Genomic DNA, 17,929 nt, shown 5'->3' with positions numbered 1-17,929 from the left:
ATGACCGTGACCATGACGCTCGGCCAGCTGGCCGAGGCCCTCGGGGCCACACTCAAAGGCCCTGAGGCGCTGCAGATCACCGGGTTGGCCACCTTGCAGGAGGCCGGCCCCGGTCAATTGAGCTTTCTCGCCAACCCGCAGTACCGCAAATACCTGGACAATTGCCAGGCCGCCGCGGTGCTGCTCAAGGCTGCGGACGCCGATGGCTTTGCCGGCAATGCCCTGATCGTGGCTGACCCGTACCTGGCTTATGCGCGCATCTCCCACCTGTTCGACCCCAAACCCAAGGCTGTGGCGGGTATTCATCCCAGCGCCGTGGTGGCAGAGGATGCTCAGGTGGATGCCAGCGCCAGTGTCGGGCCGTTTGCGGTCATCGAAAGCGGTGCGCGCATCGGCGCCAACGTCAGCATCGGTGCACATTGCTTCATCGGTGCTCGTTGCGTTGTCGGTGAAGGTGGTTGGCTGGCACCGCGGGTCACGCTGTATCACGACGTGACCATCGGCAAGCGTGTGGTCATACAGTCGGGCGCCGTGATCGGCGGTGAGGGCTTTGGCTTCGCCAACGAGAAGGGCATCTGGCGCAAGATCGCCCAGATTGGCGGCGTCACCCTTGGTGATGACGTGGAAATCGGCGTCAACACTGCCGTCGACCGTGGCGCGCTCTCCGATACCCGGATCGGCGACGGGGTCAAGCTCGACAACCAGATCCAGATCGCCCACAACGTGCAGATCGGCGATCACACGGCCATGGCCGCCTGTGTCGGGATCTCCGGCAGTACGCGCATCGGCAAGCATTGCATGCTGGCGGGTGGCGTGGGTCTGGTGGGGCATATCGATATCTGCGATAACGTATTCGTCTCCGGGATGACCATGGTGACCCGTTCGATCACCGAACCAGGCTCCTATTCATCCGGTACGGCCATGCAGCCGCTGGCTGACTGGCGCAAGAGCGCGGCGCGAATTCGCCAGCTCGATGACATGGCCAAGCGGCTCCAGCAGCTGGAAAAACGTGTCGATACCGTGACCTCAGGTGGCCAGCCGACATCAGAAGGCTGATACCATTTCCTGAGCAAGAGTGAACAGTCGCTAGCTGGCTCCTCTTTGGACTGCAAAAGGAGCGTGTGGTCAGCACCTGCGCTCCCTATTCTTATTACAGGCTTCCCCCCGAAATGATGGACATCAACGAGATTCGCGAATACCTGCCTCACCGCTACCCGTTCCTGCTGGTAGATCGCGTGACGGATCTGGACTTCGAGGCCCAGAGCATTCGTGCCTACAAGAATGTCAGCATCAACGAGCCGTTCTTCAATGGCCATTTCCCGGCGCACCCGATCATGCCGGGCGTCCTGATCATCGAAGCCATGGCCCAGGCGGCTGGCATTCTCGGTTTCAAGATGCTCGATGCCAAGCCGGCCGATGGCACCCTGTACTACTTCGTCGGTTCCGACAAGCTGCGTTTCCGCCAGCCGGTACTGCCGGGCGACCAGCTGGTGCTGGAAGCCAAGTTCCTCAGCCGCAAGAGCATGATCTGGAAGTTCGAGTGCCGTGCCCTGGTTGACGGCAAGCCGGTGTGCTCGGCCGAGATCACCTGTGCGGAACGCTCCCTATGAGTTCGATTGATCCGCGGGCGATCATCGATCCGTCGGCCAAGCTGGCCGATGGTGTCGAGGTCGGCCCGTGGTCGATCGTCGGCCCTGGCGTCGAGATCGGCGAGGGCACCGTCATTGGCCCGCACGTGGTGCTCAAGGGCCCGACCCGGATTGGCAAGCACAACCGTATCTACCAATTTTCCTCGATTGGTGAAGACACCCCTGACCTCAAGTACAAGGGTGAGCCGACGCGCCTGGTGATTGGCGATCACAACGTGATCCGCGAAGGTGTGACCATCCACCGTGGTACGGTCCAGGACCGTGCGGAAACCACCCTGGGTGATCACAACCTGATCATGGCCTATGCCCACATCGGCCACGACAGCGTCATTGGCAACCACTGCATCCTGGTCAACAACACAGCGCTGGCCGGGCATGTGCACGTGGGCGACTGGGCGATCCTGTCCGGTTTCACCCTGGTGCATCAGTACTGCCACATCGGCGCCCACGCGTTTTCCGGCATGGGCACGGCGATCGGCAAGGACGTGCCAGCCTTCGTCACGGTATTCGGCAGCCCTGCCGAGGCCCGCAGCATGAACTTCGAAGGCATGCGCCGCCGTGGTTTCAGCGACGAGGTCATCCATGCCCTGCGTCGTTCCTACAAGATCGTCTACCGCCAGGGCCTGACCGTGGAAGAGGCGATCAAGGAACTGGACGAACTGGCTGCCAAGCACGAGCAGGTCGAGCTGTTCCGCCAGTCGATCGTGAATTCCGCCCGCGGCATTACCCGCTGATATGGCGCAGCTTTGCGTAGCCCTGGTCGCGGGTGAGGCCAGCGGCGATATTCTCGGTTCCGGCCTGATGCGCGCCCTCAAGGCGCGCCATCCCGATGTGCGTTTCATCGGTGTGGGTGGCCCATTGATGGAGGCCGAAGGCCTGCAGTCATACTTCCCCATGGAGCGCCTCGCGGTCATGGGGTTGGTTGAAGTGCTGGGTCGCCTGCGTGAGCTGCTCAAGCGACGCAAGGTACTGATCCAGACCCTGATCGATGAAAAACCCGATGTGTTCATCGGCATCGACGCCCCCGATTTCACCCTTAATATCGAACTGAAGCTGCGTCAGGCCGGGATCAAGACCGTACATTACGTCAGCCCGTCGGTCTGGGCGTGGCGGCAGAAGCGCGTGCTGAAGATCCGCGAAGGTTGCGACCTGATGCTCACGCTGCTGCCCTTCGAAGCACGTTTCTACGAAGAGCAGGGTGTGCCGGTGCGGTTTGTCGGCCACCCGTTGGCCGATACCATTCCGTTGACGGCAGACCGTCAGGCTGCGCGTAACGAACTGGGCCTGGCTGATGGGCCAGTAGTGGCGTTGATGCCGGGTAGCCGTGGTGGTGAGGTCGGGCGCCTGGGGGCGCTGTTCCTCGACGCCGCCCAGCGCCTGCGCGAACTGGTGCCTGGCGTGCGTTTCGTGTTGCCGTGTGCCAACGCAGCGCGTCGTGCCCAGGTCGAGCAGATGCTCGAAGGCCGCGATCTGCCGTTGACCTTGCTTGATGGCCAGTCGCACCGAGCCCTGGCCGCCTGCGACGCGGTACTGATCGCGTCCGGCACCGCCACGCTGGAGGCGCTGCTGTACAAGCGCCCGATGGTCGTGGCCTACCGCCTGGCACCATTGACCTACTGGATTCTCAAGCGCCTGGTGAAAAGCCCCTACGTGTCGTTGCCCAACCTGCTGGCCCAGCGTGAACTGGTGCCTGAGTTGCTGCAGGATGCCGCCACCAGCGAAGCCCTGGCACAGACCCTGGCGCCGTTGGTCACCGACGGCGCCCAGCAGACCGAACGCTTCGACGAGATTCACCGCACCCTGCGCCGCGACGCCTCCAACCAGGCGGCCGACGCGGTGCTGGCCTTGCTCAAGGACCGCTGACATGCAGATTGGACTGGACTTCAACCTGGTCGAAGACCTGGTCGCCGGCGTCGACGAAGTCGGCCGCGGCCCGCTGTGCGGAGCGGTGGTCACGGCGGCGGTGATCCTCGACCCAGCTCGGCCGATTCTGGGCCTGAACGACTCGAAGAAACTCACCGAAGCCAAGCGCGAGGCGCTGTTCGACGAGATCTGCGAAAAAGCCCTGAGCTTCTGCATCGCCCGCGCCGAAGTCGAGGAAATCGACCGGCTGAACATCCTGCAGGCCACCATGCTGGCCATGCAGCGAGCGGTGGAAGGGCTGCACGTGACGCCGAAGTTGGCCCTGATCGACGGTAACCGCTGCCCGAAACTGGCGGTGCCGGCTGCACCGGTGGTCAAGGGCGATAGCCAGGTGCCGGCAATCGCTGCCGCCTCGATCCTGGCCAAGGTGACCCGCGACCGGGAAATGAGTGCGTTCGAGCTGATCTACCCAGGCTACGGGATTGGCGGGCATAAAGGCTATCCAACGCCTGTGCACCTCGAAGCCCTTGCGCGCCTGGGCCCCACGCCCATTCACCGGCGCTCGTTCGGCCCGGTTCGGGCCGCCTGGGAAGCCCGCGAAGGCATCACCGACGCGTTGATCTGATGAACTGGGGCCGCTATGCGGCCCCAAATGTTTTAAGCAATTGCGCTACAATCCCGCCCTTGTCGTTCAGCACTGCTACAGGACTTTCCATGTCGGTTCCCTTCGTTCACCTGCGCGTCCACTCCGAATTCTCGCTGGTCGACGGCCTGGTGCGGATCAAGCCGCTGGCCAAGGCGCTGGCGGGGATGAACATGCCGGCGGTGGCGATCACCGACCAGAGCAACATGTGCTCGCTGGTGAAGTTCTACAAGACTGCCATGGGCGCCGGGATCAAGCCGATCTGCGGTGCTGACCTGTGGCTGGCCGGCGCCGACCCGGAAGCACCGCTGTCGCGCATTTGTTTCCTGGCCATGGACCCGAAGGGCTATCGCAACCTCACCGAGTTGATCTCCCGTGGCTGGACCGACGGCCAGCGCAATGGCCTGGTGATCCTTCAGCGTGAGTGGATCGCCCCCGCCAGCGAAGGGCTGATTGCCCTCTCCGCAGGCAAAGAAGGCGATATCGGCATGGCCCTGATGAATGGTCGCCAGGATGAAGCCGAAGCCTTGCTGCGCGACTGGATGGGCATGTTCCCGGAGCGCTTCTACGTCGAAGTGCAGCGCACCAACCGCGCCGGCGACGAAGAGTACGTGCACGCCGCCGTGGCCCTGGCCGATCAGCTCGCCGCGCCACTGGTCGCCACCAACGACGTGCGCTTCATCAAGCAGTCCGACTTCGACGCCCACGAAACCCGCGTTTGCATCGGCGAGGGCTGGACCCTCGACGATCCGCGGCGCCCGCGTGGCTACAGCGACCAGCAGTACCTGAAATCGGCCGAGGAAATGGCCGAGTTGTTCAGCGACCTGCCCGACGCCATTGCCAACACCGTCGAGATTGCCAAGCGTTGCAACATCCAGGTGCAATTGGGCAAATACTTCCTGCCCGATTTCCCGACGCCCAACGGCATGGGCATCGACGATTACCTGCGCCACGTCTCCCACGAAGGCCTGGAAGAGCGCCTGGCGGTGCTCTGGCCGAAAGAGACCACGCCGAATTACGAAGAGAAGCGCCAGGTCTACCTGGACCGCCTGAAGTTCGAACTGGACATCATCATCCAGATGGGCTTCCCCGGTTACTTCCTGATCGTTATGGACTTCATCAAGTGGGCCAAGAACAACGACGTGCCGGTGGGCCCGGGGCGGGGCTCGGGTGCGGGCTCGTTGGTGGCCTACGTGCTGAAGATCACCGACCTCGACCCGCTGGCCTACGACCTGCTGTTCGAGCGCTTCCTCAACCCTGAACGTATTTCCATGCCCGACTTCGACGTCGACTTCTGCATGGACGGCCGTGACCGGGTGATCGATTACGTGGCCGAAGCCTATGGCCGCAACGCCGTGAGCCAGATCATCACCTTCGGCACAATGGCCGCCAAGGCGGTGGTGCGCGACGTGGCGCGGGTGCAGGGCAAGTCCTACGGCCTGGCCGACCGCCTGTCGAAGATGATCCCGTTCGAAGTGGGCATGACCCTGGAGAAAGCCTACGAGCAGGAAGAGATCCTGCGCGACTTCCTCAAGGGCGACGAGGATGCCCGCGAGATCTGGGACATGGCGCTCAAGCTCGAAGGTGTCACCCGTGGTACCGGCAAGCACGCCGGTGGTGTGGTAATCGCCCCGACCAAGCTCACCGACTTCTCGCCGATCGCCTGTGACGAAGAGGGCGGCGGCCTGGTGACCCAGTTCGACAAGGACGACGTCGAGGCTGCGGGCCTTGTGAAGTTCGACTTCCTCGGCCTGCGTACCCTGACCATCATCAAGTGGGCGATGGAGATCATCAACCGCGAGCAGGCCAAGCAGAACCTGCCTGACCTGAACATCGACTTCATCCCGCTGGACGACCGCAAGACCTACGAGCTGCTGCAGAAGGCCGAGACCACGGCGGTGTTCCAGCTCGAATCCCGCGGCATGAAAGAGCTGATCAAGAAGCTCAAGCCCGACTGCCTGGAAGACCTCATCGCACTGGTGGCACTGTTCCGGCCGGGCCCGCTGCAGTCGGGCATGGTGGACGACTTCATCAACCGCAAGCACGGCCGCGCCGAACTGGCCTACCCGCACTCCGACTACCAGTACGAAGGCCTCAAGCCGGTACTGGCACCGACCTATGGCATCATCCTGTACCAGGAACAGGTGATGCAGATCGCCCAGGTGATGGCGGGCTACACCCTTGGTGGCGCCGACATGCTGCGTCGAGCCATGGGTAAGAAAAAGCCCGAAGAGATGGCCAAGCAGCGCGGTGGTTTCATCGAAGGTTGCGTCGCCAACAATATCGATGCGGATCTGGCCGGTAACATCTTCGACCTGGTAGAAAAGTTCGCCGGTTACGGCTTCAACAAATCCCACTCCGCCGCCTATGGCCTGGTGTCGTACCAGACCGCCTGGCTGAAGACCCACCACCCGGCGCCGTTCATGGCGGCGGTGCTGTCGGCGGACATGCACAACACCGACAAGGTGGTGGTGCTGGTCGAGGAAGTGCGCAGCATGAAGCTGCGCCTCGATGCGCCGGACGTGAACTTCTCCGACTTCAAGTTCACTGTCAACAACGACGGCCGCATCGTCTACGGCCTGGGTGCGATCAAGGGTGTCGGCGAAGGCCCGGTGGAGGCCATCGTCGAGGCGCGTGCCCAGGGCGGGCCGTTCAAGGACCTGTTCGACTTCTGCGAGCGTATCGACCTCAAGCGGGTCAACAAGCGTACCCTCGATGCATTGATCCGCAGCGGTGCGCTGGACCGCCTGGGCCCGCATTTCCATGATGAGATCAAGGCCTATCAGGCCAATATCGACATCAACCGTGCGACCTTGCTGTCTGCCCTGGGCGAGGCCATCAAGGCCGCCGAGCAGGCGGCCCATACGGCTGACAGTGGTCACGTCGACCTGTTCGGTGGCATGTTCGACGAGGCGGATGTCGACGTTTACGCCAACCATCGCAAGGTGCGCGAACTGACCCTCAAGGAGCGCCTGAAGGGCGAGAAGGACACCCTGGGCCTGTATCTCACCGGTCACCCGATCGACGAGTACGAAACCGAAATTCGCCGTTTCGCCCGCCAGCGCATCATCGACCTCAAGCCGTCGCGCGAGACCCAGACCATCGCCGGGATGATCATTGCCCTGCGGGTGATGAAGAACAAGAAGGGCGACAAGATGGGCTTCGTGACTCTGGACGACCGTTCCGGGCGCATCGAAGCCTCGCTGTTTGCCGATTCCTACATGGCAGCACAGTCCTTGCTGCAGACCGATGCCATGGTGGTGGTCGAGGGTGAGGTCAGCAACGACGATTTCTCCGGTGGCCTGCGTCTGCGGGTGAAGCAGGTGATGACCATGGAGGACGCACGCACCAAACTGGCCGAGAGCCTGCGCCTGAAAGTGGCACACGAAGCGCTCAAGGGCGACCGCCTGAAGTGGCTGGGCGAGCTGATCACCCGTCACCGCGGGGCTTGCCCGATCACGCTGGAGTACACCGGCAGCGACGCCAAGGCCATGTTGCAGTTCGGCGAGCAGTGGAAGATCGACCCGGCCGATGGCCTGATTCAGGCACTGCGTGACCAGTTCGGGCGTGAGAACGTCTTCCTGCAATATCGTTGAATCGACGAAATTTAATCTCGACCTATATGCGCCTGATCCCTTAAGGTAGGGCGCCAAACGGATCAACCGGCCGGCCGCCTGGCCGTAGACCCAAGACGGATGACTATGAACCCGAATTTTCTCGATTTCGAACAGCCGATTGCCGACCTGCAAGCCAAGATCGAAGGCCTGCGCCTGGTAGGCAACGACAACTCGCTGAACATCAGCGATGAAATTGCCCGTCTGCAAGACAAGAGCAACACCCTGACCGAAAGCATCTTCGGCAACCTGACCAGCTGGCAGATCGCCCGCCTGGCCCGTCATCCACGTCGTCCATACACCCTGGACTACCTGGACCACATCTTCACCGAGTTCGAAGAGCTGCACGGTGACCGCCACTTCTCCGACGACGCCGCCATCGTCGGTGGTACTGCGCGCCTGGACGGCAAGCCGGTCATGGTCATCGGCCACCAGAAGGGCCGCGAAGTGCGCGAGAAGGTTCGCCGCAACTTCGGCATGCCGCGTCCTGAAGGCTACCGCAAGGCCTGCCGCCTGATGGAAATGGCCGAGCGCTTCAAGATGCCGATCCTGACCTTCATCGACACCCCGGGCGCCTACCCGGGAATCGACGCCGAAGAGCGCAACCAGAGCGAGGCTATCGCCTGGAACCTGCGCGTCATGGCCCGCCTGAAGACCCCGATCATCGCCACCGTGATTGGTGAGGGTGGTTCCGGCGGTGCACTGGCCATTGGCGTGTGCGACCAGCTGAACATGCTGCAGTACTCCACCTACTCGGTGATTTCGCCGGAAGGTTGCGCCTCGATCCTGTGGAAGACCGCCGACAAGGCGGCCGACGCCGCTGAAGCCATGGGCATCACCGCTGAGCGCCTGAAGAGCCTGAACATTGTCGACAAGGTTATCCAGGAGCCGCTGGGCGGCGCCCACCGTGACCCGGCGAAGATGTCCGAAAGCATTCGCGCCGACCTGGTGCAGCAACTGGACATGCTCGGCAAGCTCGACAATGACGCGCTGCTGGCCCGTCGTTACGACCGCCTGATGAGCTACGGTCTCTGATTGATCCGGGGCCGCTCTGCGGCCCATTCGCGGGGCAAGCCCGCTCCCACATCGTCCGCGCTGATGCTGATCCTTGTGGGAGCGGGCTTGACCCGCGAATGGGGTGCAAAGCACCCCCGGCAATCTCAAGCCAAGTGAGGCCCAGATGATCAACCTCACCCCCTGGCTCAACGCCCCCGCCTGGTACATCGGCTTCTCTGGCGGCCTCGATTCCACCGTCCTCCTGCACCTGCTGGCCAACCACGCCCGCAACCCTGCATCACCTCCGCTGCGTGCCCTGCATATCCACCACGGCCTGCAATCCGCCGCCGACGCGTGGCCTGCCCACTGCCAGTCGATCTGCGACCAGCTCGGCATCGAACTCCAGGTCATCCACGTCCAGGTCACCCACGGCGCCAGCCTCGAGCAGGCCGCCCGCGATGCCCGCTATGCCGCCTTCAGGCGCGTGCTCGGCCCAGGCGACGTCCTGTTCACCGCCCAGCACCGCGACGACCAGGCCGAAACCTTGCTCTTCCGCCTGCTGCGCGGCGCCGGCCTGCGCGGTCTGGCGGCGATGCCTTGGCAACGGCCATTAGGGCAGGGCACCCTGGTCAGACCATTGCTGGATGTTTCCCGGCAACGGCTGCATGACTATGCCCAGGCCCACATCCTGAGCTGGATCGAAGACCCCTCGAACAGCGACACGTCCTTTGCCCGCAACTACCTGCGCGGCGAAGTGTTCCCGGTGTTGCAGCAGCGCTGGCCGCAGGCCAGCCAGAATTTTGCCCGCTGTGCGGAACACCTTGGCGAGGCGCTCGGCCTGCTCGATGAGCTGGCACAAAGTGACCTGGCTCATGCCGTGGAGGGCGCTTCACCTGTCTGGGCGGGGCTGGACTCGCTCGACCTGACCGTACTCGGCGAGTTGTCGCCCGCGCGTCAGCGCAACGCCCTGCAGTATTGGCTCAGCCGCCGCGCCCGTTTGCCCGATACCCGTCATTGGGCCGGCTGGGCGGACCTGCGCGATGCGGCAGGGGATGCGCAACCGATATGGCGCCTTGCCGATGGTCAGCTGGTGCGCAGTCACGGGCGTATCTGGTGGTTGAGTGGCGACTGGCTGCAACAACCCGCCGGCCCGTTGGCCTGGGGCGATCCTGGGGTTGCACTGGCATTGCCGGGTAACGGCAACGTGCGTCTTGTTTGCACTCGGCCGATGGATGGCCTGCATGTCGCCTACCGCCAGGGCGGCGAGGTGCTGGACATCCCCGGCCGCGGCCGACGCGACCTCAAGCGCCTGCTCAACGAGCTGCAGGTCCCGCACTTCGTGCGTCCGCGCCTGCCGTTGCTGTATTGCGGCGAGCGCCTGCTGGCGGTGGCCAATCTGCCTTCGCTGGCGCAGGCCGATTGCCAGCTTCACTGGCAGCTGCCGACGAACGCGCAAGGTTTGAGCTGAAGGGTACATTCCGGTAGACTACCCTCCCTTCTTGATACAACTTCTGTGGCTTCCCCGGAAACACAGCAGTTGCCGATTACCAAGCAGTTTTTTGCTGGGCTGATTCTGGAAATGACGAGCGAGCTCCATGCCGGGGATACCCCTGGTCTGTACAGACGCGGCAGTTTTTCGAGATGCACTGTGATTGACGCAGGTGATCGGGGGCTTCGGCCTTCCTTCGCTTTCTCCGGCGGCGCTGGCCGCCTTAACGCAGACTTCTAGGGTTTTTCATGACGCGCTACATATTCGTCACGGGCGGTGTTGTTTCTTCATTGGGGAAAGGCATTGCCTCGGCTTCCCTGGCGGCCATCCTGGAAGCGCGGGGCCTGAAGGTCACCATGCTCAAGCTGGATCCGTACATCAACGTCGATCCGGGCACCATGAGCCCGTTCCAGCATGGTGAAGTGTTCGTCACCCACGATGGCGCCGAGACCGACCTCGACCTGGGCCACTACGAGCGGTTCATCCGCACGACCATGACCCAGAACAACAACTTCACCACCGGCCGTATCTACGAGCACGTGCTGCGTAAAGAACGCCGTGGTGATTACCTGGGCGCGACCATCCAGGTCATCCCGCACATCACCGACGAGATCAAGCGTCGCATCATCAAGGGCGCCGGCGATGCCGACGTGGCCCTGGTGGAAATCGGCGGTACCGTGGGTGACATCGAGTCGCAGCCGTTCCTCGAGGCGATTCGCCAGCTGCGTGTCGAAGTGGGCTCCAAGCGCGCCATGCTGATGCACCTGACCCTGGTCCCGTACATCGCCACCGCTGGCGAGACCAAGACCAAGCCGACCCAACACTCGGTCAAGGAGCTGCGCTCCATCGGCCTGCAGCCTGACGTGCTGATCTGCCGTTCCGACCACCCGGTCGACGCCTCGTCGCGCCGCAAGATCGCGCTGTTCACCAACGTCGAAGAGCGCGCGGTGATTTCGCTGGAAGACGTCGACACCATCTACAAGATCCCAGGTGTATTGCACGCCCAGGGCCTGGACGACTTCGTCGTCGAGCGTTTTGGCCTGCAGTGCAACAGCGCCGACCTGTCCGAGTGGGACAAGGTGGTCGATGCCAAGCTCAACCCTGAGCAGGAAGTCACCATCGCCATGGTCGGCAAGTACATGGAGCTGCTGGATGCGTACAAGTCGCTGATCGAAGCGATGAGCCACGCCGGCATCACCAACCGCACCAAGGTCAACCTGCGCTACATCGATTCCGAAGACATCGAGAACCAGGGCACCAGCCTGCTGGAAGGCGCAGACGCCATCCTGGTACCGGGTGGTTTCGGCCTGCGCGGCGTTGAAGGCAAGATCACCGCGGTGCAGTACGCCCGTGAAAACAAGGTCCCGTACCTGGGCATCTGCCTGGGTATGCAGGTGGCCGTGATCGAGTTCGCCCGTAACGTGATGGGCTGGAAAGACGCCAACTCCACCGAGTTCGACCGCAACAGCGGCCACCCGGTAGTCGGCCTGATCACCGAGTGGGCCGATGCCACCGGTGCCGTCGAGACCCGTACCGAAGCCTCCGACCTGGGCGGCACCATGCGCCTGGGCGCGCAAGACTGCCAACTGGCTGCCGGTTCCAAGGTGCACGACTGCTACGGCAAGGACATCATCACCGAGCGTCACCGTCACCGTTACGAGGTCAACAACAACCTGTTGCCACAACTGGTCGATGGCGGCCTGGTGGTTTCCGGTCGTTCCGAAGACGGCGCGCTGGTCGAAGTGGTCGAGGCCAAGGACCACCCATGGTTCGTTGCCTGCCAGTTCCACCCGGAGTTCACCTCCACCCCGCGTGACGGGCACCCGCTGTTCAGCGGCTTCGTCAAGGCGGCCCTGGCCCAGAAGAACAAGGCCTGATTTTTTCAGGTCTTTGATGAGTTTTCCGACGGTTAAAGCCGCGCAAGGCTCATTTCTCGGGTAAAGTACGCCCCGATCTACCCCTGACCGCTCGGTCAGGGGTCGCTTCTGCCAGGCCTGCCTGCTGCGTCCCCGCCTGGTGCAAGGCAAGAATTCCCTAAAGTTGCGTTGTTTTCGTCAATTCTGGAGTGCTTACAACAATGGCAAAAATCGTCGACATCAAAGGTCGTGAAGTTCTCGATTCGCGTGGCAACCCCACCGTGGAAGCCGATGTACTGCTCGACAACGGCATCATCGGCAGCGCTTGCGCGCCGTCCGGTGCTTCCACCGGCTCGCGCGAAGCGCTGGAGCTGCGTGATGGCGACAAGAGCCGTTACCTGGGCAAGGGCGTGCTGAAGGCCGTCGCCAACATCAACGGCCCGATCCGTGACCTGCTGCTGGGCAAGGATCCTTCCGACCAGAAGGCCCTGGACCGCGCCATGATCGAACTGGACGGTACCGAGAACAAGGCCAAGCTGGGCGCCAACGCCATCCTCGCCGTGTCCCTGGCTGCCGCCAAGGCCGCTGCACAGGATCAGGACCTGCCGCTGTACGCGCACATCGCCAACCTGAACGGCACCCCGGGCCAGTACTCGATGCCGGTTCCGATGATGAACATCATCAACGGTGGCGAGCACGCCGACAACAACGTCGACATCCAGGAGTTCATGGTTCAGCCGGTTGGTGCCAAGACCTTCTCCGACGGCCTGCGCATGGGCACCGAAATCTTCCACCACCTCAAAGCCGTGCTTAAGGCCCGTGGCCTGAACACCGCCGTAGGTGACGAGGGTGGTTTCGCCCCTAACCTGGCTTCCAACGAAGACGCACTGGCTGCCATCGCCGAAGCCGTCGAGAAAGCCGGCTACAAGCTGGGCACCGACGTGACCCTGGCCCTGGACTGCGCAGCTTCCGAATTCTACGAAGACGGCAAGTACAACCTGTCCGGTGAAGGCAAGTCGTTCGACGCCGAAGGTTTCGCCGAGTACCTGAAAGGCCTGACCGAGCGCTTCCCGATCATCTCGATCGAAGACGGCCTGGACGAGTCCGACTGGGCTGGCTGGAAGATCCTGACCGACAAGATCGGTGCCAAGGTACAGCTGGTCGGTGACGACCTGTTCGTGACCAACACCAAGATCCTCAAGGAAGGCATCGAGAAGGGCATCGGTAACTCGATCCTGATCAAGTTCAACCAGATCGGCTCGCTGACCGAAACCCTGGAAGCCATCCAGATGGCCAAGGCTGCCGGCTACACCGCAGTGATCTCGCACCGTTCCGGTGAAACCGAAGACTCGACCATTGCCGACCTGGCCGTGGGTACCGCTGCTGGCCAGATCAAGACTGGCTCGCTGTGCCGCTCCGACCGCGTCTCGAAGTACAACCAGCTGCTGCGCATCGAAGAGCAACTGGGCGCCAAAGCGGTTTACCGTGGTCGTGCCGAGTTTCGCGGCTAAGCAAGAGATGGTAAAAAGACAGCAGCCGAGGCTGTCAGAACTTTTGTAATGAATGTTCTGGCGCTTCATGCGGGTTTCTGTCAACGAAGCCTGGCCTCGGCCAGGCTTCGTGCTATTTGACGCCCGTGTGCGGCGGTCTTTAACCTGGATACCTTGATGCGCAGTCCCTATTGGTTGTTCCTTGTCCTGCTCCTGCTGCTCGGTGGCCTGCAGTACCGCCTTTGGGTGGGTAACGGCAGCCTGGCGCAAGTGGCCGAGCTCAAGCAGCAGATCGACGAACAGCACGCCGAGAACGAACGGCTGCTGGAACGTAACCGCGTGCTCGATGCCGAGGTGCTGGAGCTGAAGAAAGGTATGGAGACCGTCGAAGAACGGGCTCGTCATGAACTGGGAATGGTCAAAGAGGGCGAAACCCTCTTCCAGCTGCCGCAAAAATGATTGAAACGCTACCGGCCTTCTGGGCCGTCATTCCTGCTGCGGGCGTCGGTGCCCGCATGGCTGCCGACCGCCCCAAGCAATACCTGGAGCTGGCCGGGCAGACCATCCTCGAGCACAGCCTCGACTGTTTTCTTGGCCATCCCTCGCTCAAGGGCGTGGTGGTCAGCATTGCCGAAGACGACCCTTACTGGCCAGCCTTGCGCTGCGCCAGCGACCCGCGCATTCAGCGGGCAGCGGGTGGTGACGAACGTGCCGACTCGGTGCTCAATGCCTTGTTGCAGTTGCATGCTCAAGGGGCGTCGGACAACGACTGGGTGCTGGTGCACGATGCGGCGCGGCCGAACCTGGCGCGCAGCGACCTGGACAAGTTGCTGTCGGAACTGGCCGATGACCCGGTAGGCGGGCTGCTGGCGGTGCCGGCGCGCGATACCCTCAAGCGCGCCGATGCCAACGGGCGGGTCGCCGCGACGGTGGATCGCAGCACCATCTGGCAAGCCTATACGCCGCAGATGTTCCGCCTGGGGGCGCTGCATCGGGCCCTGGCCGAGAGCCTGGTTTCCGATGTGGTGGTGACCGATGAGGCGTCGGCAATCGAATGGTCGGGGCAGGCGCCGCGGCTGATCGAAGGGCGCAGCGACAACATCAAGGTCACCCGGCCGGAAGACCTGGAATGGCTGCGCCAGCGCTGGGCGGGGTGGCGCTGATCGTCGTATACCTGTACCGGCCTCTTCGCGGGGCAAGCCCGCTCCTACAGGAGATCGCGAAAGCCTGTAGGAGCGGGCTTGCCCCGCGAAGAGGCCGGTGAAGCCAGCACATCAGCTGTGCCGATACTCCGGCAACCCAGCCAGCCCTTCCTTCAGATAATCCACCAGCCGCCTGACCTTCGGCGACAGATGCCGCTGCTGGGGATAAAGTGCCCACACCGCCGTATTCGGCGGCTGATGCCCCTCAAGCAGCGACACCAAAGCCCCACTGTTCAGATGCTCAAGCACGTAATAGTCCGGCAGCTGGCACAACCCCATCCCCAGCAGCGCCGCATCCAGTACCGCCTGGCCGCTGTTGCAGCGCCAGTTGCCCTGCACCCGCTGGCTGATCTCGCGGCCATCCTGCTGTAACGCCCACTGGTCGGAACTGCCGATCAGACAATTGTGTCGGGCCAGTTCCGACAGGCTGTGCGGCCTCCCGTAGCGCTCCAGGTATGCCGGCGAAGCGCACAGGTACATGCGCCGCGGCGCAAGGCGGGTAGCCACCAGCCGCGAGTCGGCCAAGCGGCCCAGGCGGATCGCCAGGTCCATGCCTTCGTGCAGCAGGTCCAGGGTGCGGTTGCTCAGTTCCACTTCGACCCGCAGTTGCGGATAAAGCGCCATGAAACGCGTCACCAGCGGCACGATGAAGCGCTCACCATAGGCTACCGCACAGGTCATGCGCAGCAGGCCCTTGGGTTCGCTGGCCAGGTCGCCCATGGCGCGCAGGGCTTCCTCGCGGCCGTCCTGCAGACGCTGGCAATGCTGCAAAAAGGTCTGCCCGGCTTCACTCAAGGCCACCCGGCGGGTACTGCGGTACAGCAAACGGGTCTGCAGGCGTTCTTCCAGGCGAGCGATCTGGCGGCTGATGTGCGACGACGATACGCCCAGGCGCTCGGCTGCCGCCGTGAACTGCCCAGACTCGGCCACGGCGACGAATTCGTCGATGCCTTCCCAGCGGCTGCTCATGGATTATCCCTGTATGGCAATAATGTTTTGGCTTTGCCTGGATTATTCATCAAAAGCGCGTGGATTACACTGCCGGACTGAACCGATCCTCTGTCTGGAGACCCTGTGATGATCAAGTCCCGTGCTGCCGTAGCCTTCGAGGCCAAGAAACCCCTGGAAATCGTCGAAGTCGACGTGGCCATGCCAAAGGCCGGCGAAGTGCTGCTGCGCGTGGTTGCCAGCGGTGTCTGCCACACCGACGCCTACACCTTGTCTGGCGCCGACCCGGAAGGCATCTTCCCGTCGATCCTCGGCCATGAAGGCGGCGCGATCGTCGAAGCGATTGGCGAGGGCGTGACCTCGGTGGCGGTGGGCGATCACGTGATCCCGCTGTACACCCCGGAATGCGGCAAGTGCAAGTTCTGCCTCTCGGGCAAGACCAACCTGTGCCAGGCCATCCGCGCCACCCAGGGCAAAGGCCTGATGCCGGACGGCACCAGCCGCTTCTCGTACAAGGGGCAGCAGCTGTTCCACTACATGGGCACCTCGACCTTCTCCGAGTACACCGTGCTGCCGGAAATTTCCGTGGCCAAGATCCAGAAGGAAGCACCGCTGGAGAAGGTCTGCCTGCTCGGCTGCGGCGTCACCACCGGCATTGGCGCGGTGCTCAACACCGCCAAGGTCAAGCCAGGTGACACCGTGGCCATCTTCGGCCTCGGCGGCATCGGCCTGTCGGCCGTGATCGGTGCGGTCAAGGCCAAGGCCTCGCGCATCATCGCTATCGACATCAACCCGGCCAAGTTCGAGATCGCTCGCCAGCTGGGTGCTACCGACTGCATCAACCCGAAAGACTACGACCGACCGATCCAGGAAGTGATCGTCGACCTCACCGACGGTGGCGTGGACTTCTCGTTCGAGTGCATCGGCAACGTACAACTGATGCGCGCGGCCCTGGAATGCTGTCACAAGGGCTGGGGTGAGTCGGTGATCATCGGTGTCGCCGGTGCCGGCCAGGAAATCGCCACCCGTCCGTTCCAACTGGTGACCGGCCGCGTCTGGCGTGGTTCGGCATTCGGCGGCGTACGTGGCCGCAGCGAGCTGCCAAGCTACGTGGACATGGCCGAGAAGGGCGAGATCCCGCTGGATACCTTCATCACCCACACCATGGGCCTTGAAGATATCAACAAGGCCTTCGACCTGATGCACGAAGGCAAGAGCATCCGTAGCGTGATTCACTTCTGAGGTCAGCCATGAGCCTGGATAACATCTCCTGCCAGAAGAGCTTCGGCGGCTGGCACAAGCGTTACCGGCATCACTCCAAGGTGCTGGGCTGCGACATGGTGTTCGCTGTCTACCTGCCACCGCAGGCCGAGCAGGGTGAAAAGCTGCCGGTGCTGTACTGGCTCAGCGGCCTCACCTGCACCGACGAGAACTTCATGCAGAAGGCCGGCGCCCAGCGCCTGGCCGCCGAACTCGGGCTGATCATCGTCGCCCCCGACACCAGCCCGCGTGGCGAGCAGGTGCCGGGCGACCCTGACGGTGCCTGGGACTTCGGCCTCGGCGCCGGGTTCTACCTCAACGCCACCCAGCAGCCCTGGGCGCAGCATTACCGCATGCACGATTATGTGGTGCAGGAGTTGCCGGCACTGATCGAGGCGCACTTCCCAGCCTCTGACCAGCGCAGCATCAGTGGCCACTCCATGGGCGGGCATGGCGCGCTGGTGTGCGCCCTGCGCAACCCGGGTCGCTATCGCTCGGTGTCGGCGCTCTCGCCGATCAGCAACCCGATGGATTGCCCATGGGGCGAGAAGGCCTTCAGCCGCTACCTGGGCGAAGACCGTGCGCGCTGGCGTGAGTGGGACGCCAGTGTGCTGCTGGCGGAAACGCCTGCAGGCGAGTGCCCGCCGTTGCTGGTGGACCAAGGTGACCGGGATGACTTCCTCGAGAAGCAGCTCAAGCCTGAAGCGCTGGAGCAGGCCGCACGCAAAGCGGGGCATGCACTGACCCTGCGTCTGCAACCTGGTTATGACCACAGCTACTACTTCATCGCCAGCTTCATCGATGAGCACCTGCGCCATCATGCGATGGCACTGGGGCGGGTGTAACAGCCCGGTCCAAAAGCCGCCCAACCTCCTGCAAAGCAGGTAGAATCACGCCCTGACTCAATCAGGGCGTTTTT

Annotated in this window: 15 protein-coding genes; 14 read left to right on the top strand and 1 reads right to left on the bottom strand. The window is 63.0% G+C overall.

Annotated features, from left to right (window positions below):
• The 12 genes from lpxD (at window position 1) to ispD (ending at window position 14,763) form a co-directional block, all read left to right on the top strand.
• On the top strand, window positions 1-1,056 hold the full coding sequence (gene lpxD, locus C2H86_RS05750; RefSeq protein ID WP_159411779.1) for a UDP-3-O-(3-hydroxymyristoyl)glucosamine N-acyltransferase: 1,056 nt from the start codon (window positions 1-3) through the stop codon (window positions 1,054-1,056).
• Window positions 1,057-1,169: 113 nt separating this feature from the next.
• Window positions 1,170-1,610: a 3-hydroxyacyl-ACP dehydratase FabZ gene (gene fabZ, locus C2H86_RS05745; RefSeq protein WP_003252314.1), complete on the top strand. Its 441-nt coding sequence runs from the start codon at window positions 1,170-1,172 to the stop codon at window positions 1,608-1,610.
• Window positions 1,607-2,383: an acyl-ACP--UDP-N-acetylglucosamine O-acyltransferase gene (lpxA, locus tag C2H86_RS05740; protein WP_159411778.1), complete on the top strand. Its 777-nt coding sequence runs from the start codon at window positions 1,607-1,609 to the stop codon at window positions 2,381-2,383. Before fabZ ends, lpxA begins: the two co-directional genes overlap by 4 nt.
• Before the next feature lies 1 nt (window position 2,384).
• Complete coding sequence (gene lpxB, locus C2H86_RS05735) at window positions 2,385-3,512, top strand: lipid-A-disaccharide synthase (RefSeq protein ID WP_159411777.1); 1,128 nt, start codon at window positions 2,385-2,387, stop codon at window positions 3,510-3,512.
• Window position 3,513: 1 nt separating this feature from the next.
• Window positions 3,514-4,137 carry a ribonuclease HII gene (gene rnhB, locus C2H86_RS05730; protein WP_159411776.1) on the top strand — a complete coding sequence of 208 codons (624 nt, stop codon included), beginning with the start codon at window positions 3,514-3,516 and terminating at the stop codon, window positions 4,135-4,137.
• A gap of 89 nt (window positions 4,138-4,226) precedes the next feature.
• Complete coding sequence (dnaE, locus tag C2H86_RS05725) at window positions 4,227-7,751, top strand: DNA polymerase III subunit alpha (RefSeq protein WP_159411775.1); 3,525 nt, start codon at window positions 4,227-4,229, stop codon at window positions 7,749-7,751.
• A 105-nt stretch (window positions 7,752-7,856) separates the two neighbouring features.
• The gene (accA, locus tag C2H86_RS05720) at window positions 7,857-8,804 is read left to right on the top strand and encodes an acetyl-CoA carboxylase carboxyl transferase subunit alpha (protein ID WP_103445323.1); all 948 of its coding nucleotides are present in this window, start codon (window positions 7,857-7,859) and stop codon (window positions 8,802-8,804) included.
• Between the two features lie 145 nt (window positions 8,805-8,949).
• Entirely contained in the window at window positions 8,950-10,233 is a 1,284-nt protein-coding gene (gene tilS, locus C2H86_RS05715) for a tRNA lysidine(34) synthetase TilS (protein WP_159411774.1), read from the top strand.
• Between the two features lie 269 nt (window positions 10,234-10,502).
• The gene (locus C2H86_RS05710; protein ID WP_079229451.1) at window positions 10,503-12,131 is read left to right on the top strand and encodes a CTP synthase; all 1,629 of its coding nucleotides are present in this window, start codon (window positions 10,503-10,505) and stop codon (window positions 12,129-12,131) included.
• Window positions 12,132-12,331: 200 nt separating this feature from the next.
• Entirely contained in the window at window positions 12,332-13,621 is a 1,290-nt protein-coding gene (gene eno, locus C2H86_RS05705) for a phosphopyruvate hydratase (protein WP_054885360.1), read from the top strand.
• 156 nt (window positions 13,622-13,777) lie between these two features.
• On the top strand, window positions 13,778-14,059 hold the full coding sequence (ftsB, locus tag C2H86_RS05700; RefSeq protein ID WP_023534037.1) for a cell division protein FtsB: 282 nt from the start codon (window positions 13,778-13,780) through the stop codon (window positions 14,057-14,059).
• Window positions 14,056-14,763, top strand: a complete 708-nt coding sequence (gene ispD / locus C2H86_RS05695; protein ID WP_159411773.1) for a 2-C-methyl-D-erythritol 4-phosphate cytidylyltransferase — start codon at window positions 14,056-14,058, stop codon at window positions 14,761-14,763. Before ftsB ends, ispD begins: the two co-directional genes overlap by 4 nt.
• A 111-nt stretch (window positions 14,764-14,874) precedes the next feature.
• Here ispD and C2H86_RS05690 read toward each other — a convergent pair whose 3' ends face one another.
• Window positions 14,875-15,771 (bottom strand): LysR substrate-binding domain-containing protein, encoded by an 897-nt coding sequence (locus C2H86_RS05690; protein ID WP_159411772.1) that lies wholly within the window; start codon window positions 15,769-15,771, stop codon window positions 14,875-14,877.
• 108 nt (window positions 15,772-15,879) lie between these two features.
• On the opposite strand from C2H86_RS05690, the gene C2H86_RS05685 reads away from it, so the two are divergent.
• Both C2H86_RS05685 and fghA read left to right on the top strand, forming a co-directional pair.
• Window positions 15,880-16,992 (top strand): S-(hydroxymethyl)glutathione dehydrogenase/class III alcohol dehydrogenase, encoded by a 1,113-nt coding sequence (locus C2H86_RS05685; RefSeq protein ID WP_159411771.1) that lies wholly within the window; start codon window positions 15,880-15,882, stop codon window positions 16,990-16,992.
• 8 nt (window positions 16,993-17,000) lie between these two features.
• Window positions 17,001-17,855, top strand: a complete 855-nt coding sequence (gene fghA / locus C2H86_RS05680) for an S-formylglutathione hydrolase (protein ID WP_159411770.1) — start codon at window positions 17,001-17,003, stop codon at window positions 17,853-17,855.
• Window positions 17,856-17,929: the final 74 nt, after the last annotated feature.

It is taken from the genome of Pseudomonas putida, from assembly GCF_009883635.2.
In the GTDB taxonomy this organism is placed as follows: Bacteria; Pseudomonadota; Gammaproteobacteria; order Pseudomonadales; family Pseudomonadaceae; genus Aquipseudomonas; species Aquipseudomonas putida_W.
The sequence above is the reverse complement of the archived record's forward strand: the minus strand, read 5'-3'. Positions and strand labels throughout refer to the sequence as shown.

Bases quoted from the DNA above. Each gene is read 5' to 3' on its own strand.
- eno (WP_054885360.1), top strand. From the start codon at position 12,332: ATGGCAAAAATCGTCGACATCAAAGGTCGTGAAGTTCTCGATTCGCGT.
- rnhB (WP_159411776.1), top strand. From the start codon at position 3,514: ATGCAGATTGGACTGGACTTCAACCTGGTCGAAGACCTGGTCGCCGGC.
- accA (WP_103445323.1), top strand. From the start codon at position 7,857: ATGAACCCGAATTTTCTCGATTTCGAACAGCCGATTGCCGACCTGCAA.
- ispD (WP_159411773.1), top strand. From the start codon at position 14,056: ATGATTGAAACGCTACCGGCCTTCTGGGCCGTCATTCCTGCTGCGGGC.
- C2H86_RS05690 (WP_159411772.1), bottom strand. From the start codon at position 15,771: ATGAGCAGCCGCTGGGAAGGCATCGACGAATTCGTCGCCGTGGCCGAG.
- C2H86_RS05710 (WP_079229451.1), top strand. From the start codon at position 10,503: ATGACGCGCTACATATTCGTCACGGGCGGTGTTGTTTCTTCATTGGGG.
- fghA (WP_159411770.1), top strand. From the start codon at position 17,001: ATGAGCCTGGATAACATCTCCTGCCAGAAGAGCTTCGGCGGCTGGCAC.
- lpxD (WP_159411779.1), top strand. From the start codon at position 1: ATGACCGTGACCATGACGCTCGGCCAGCTGGCCGAGGCCCTCGGGGCC.
- lpxB (WP_159411777.1), top strand. From the start codon at position 2,385: ATGGCGCAGCTTTGCGTAGCCCTGGTCGCGGGTGAGGCCAGCGGCGAT.
- C2H86_RS05685 (WP_159411771.1), top strand. From the start codon at position 15,880: ATGATCAAGTCCCGTGCTGCCGTAGCCTTCGAGGCCAAGAAACCCCTG.
- fabZ (WP_003252314.1), top strand. From the start codon at position 1,170: ATGATGGACATCAACGAGATTCGCGAATACCTGCCTCACCGCTACCCG.
- lpxA (WP_159411778.1), top strand. From the start codon at position 1,607: ATGAGTTCGATTGATCCGCGGGCGATCATCGATCCGTCGGCCAAGCTG.
- tilS (WP_159411774.1), top strand. From the start codon at position 8,950: ATGATCAACCTCACCCCCTGGCTCAACGCCCCCGCCTGGTACATCGGC.
- ftsB (WP_023534037.1), top strand. From the start codon at position 13,778: ATGCGCAGTCCCTATTGGTTGTTCCTTGTCCTGCTCCTGCTGCTCGGT.
- dnaE (WP_159411775.1), top strand. From the start codon at position 4,227: ATGTCGGTTCCCTTCGTTCACCTGCGCGTCCACTCCGAATTCTCGCTG.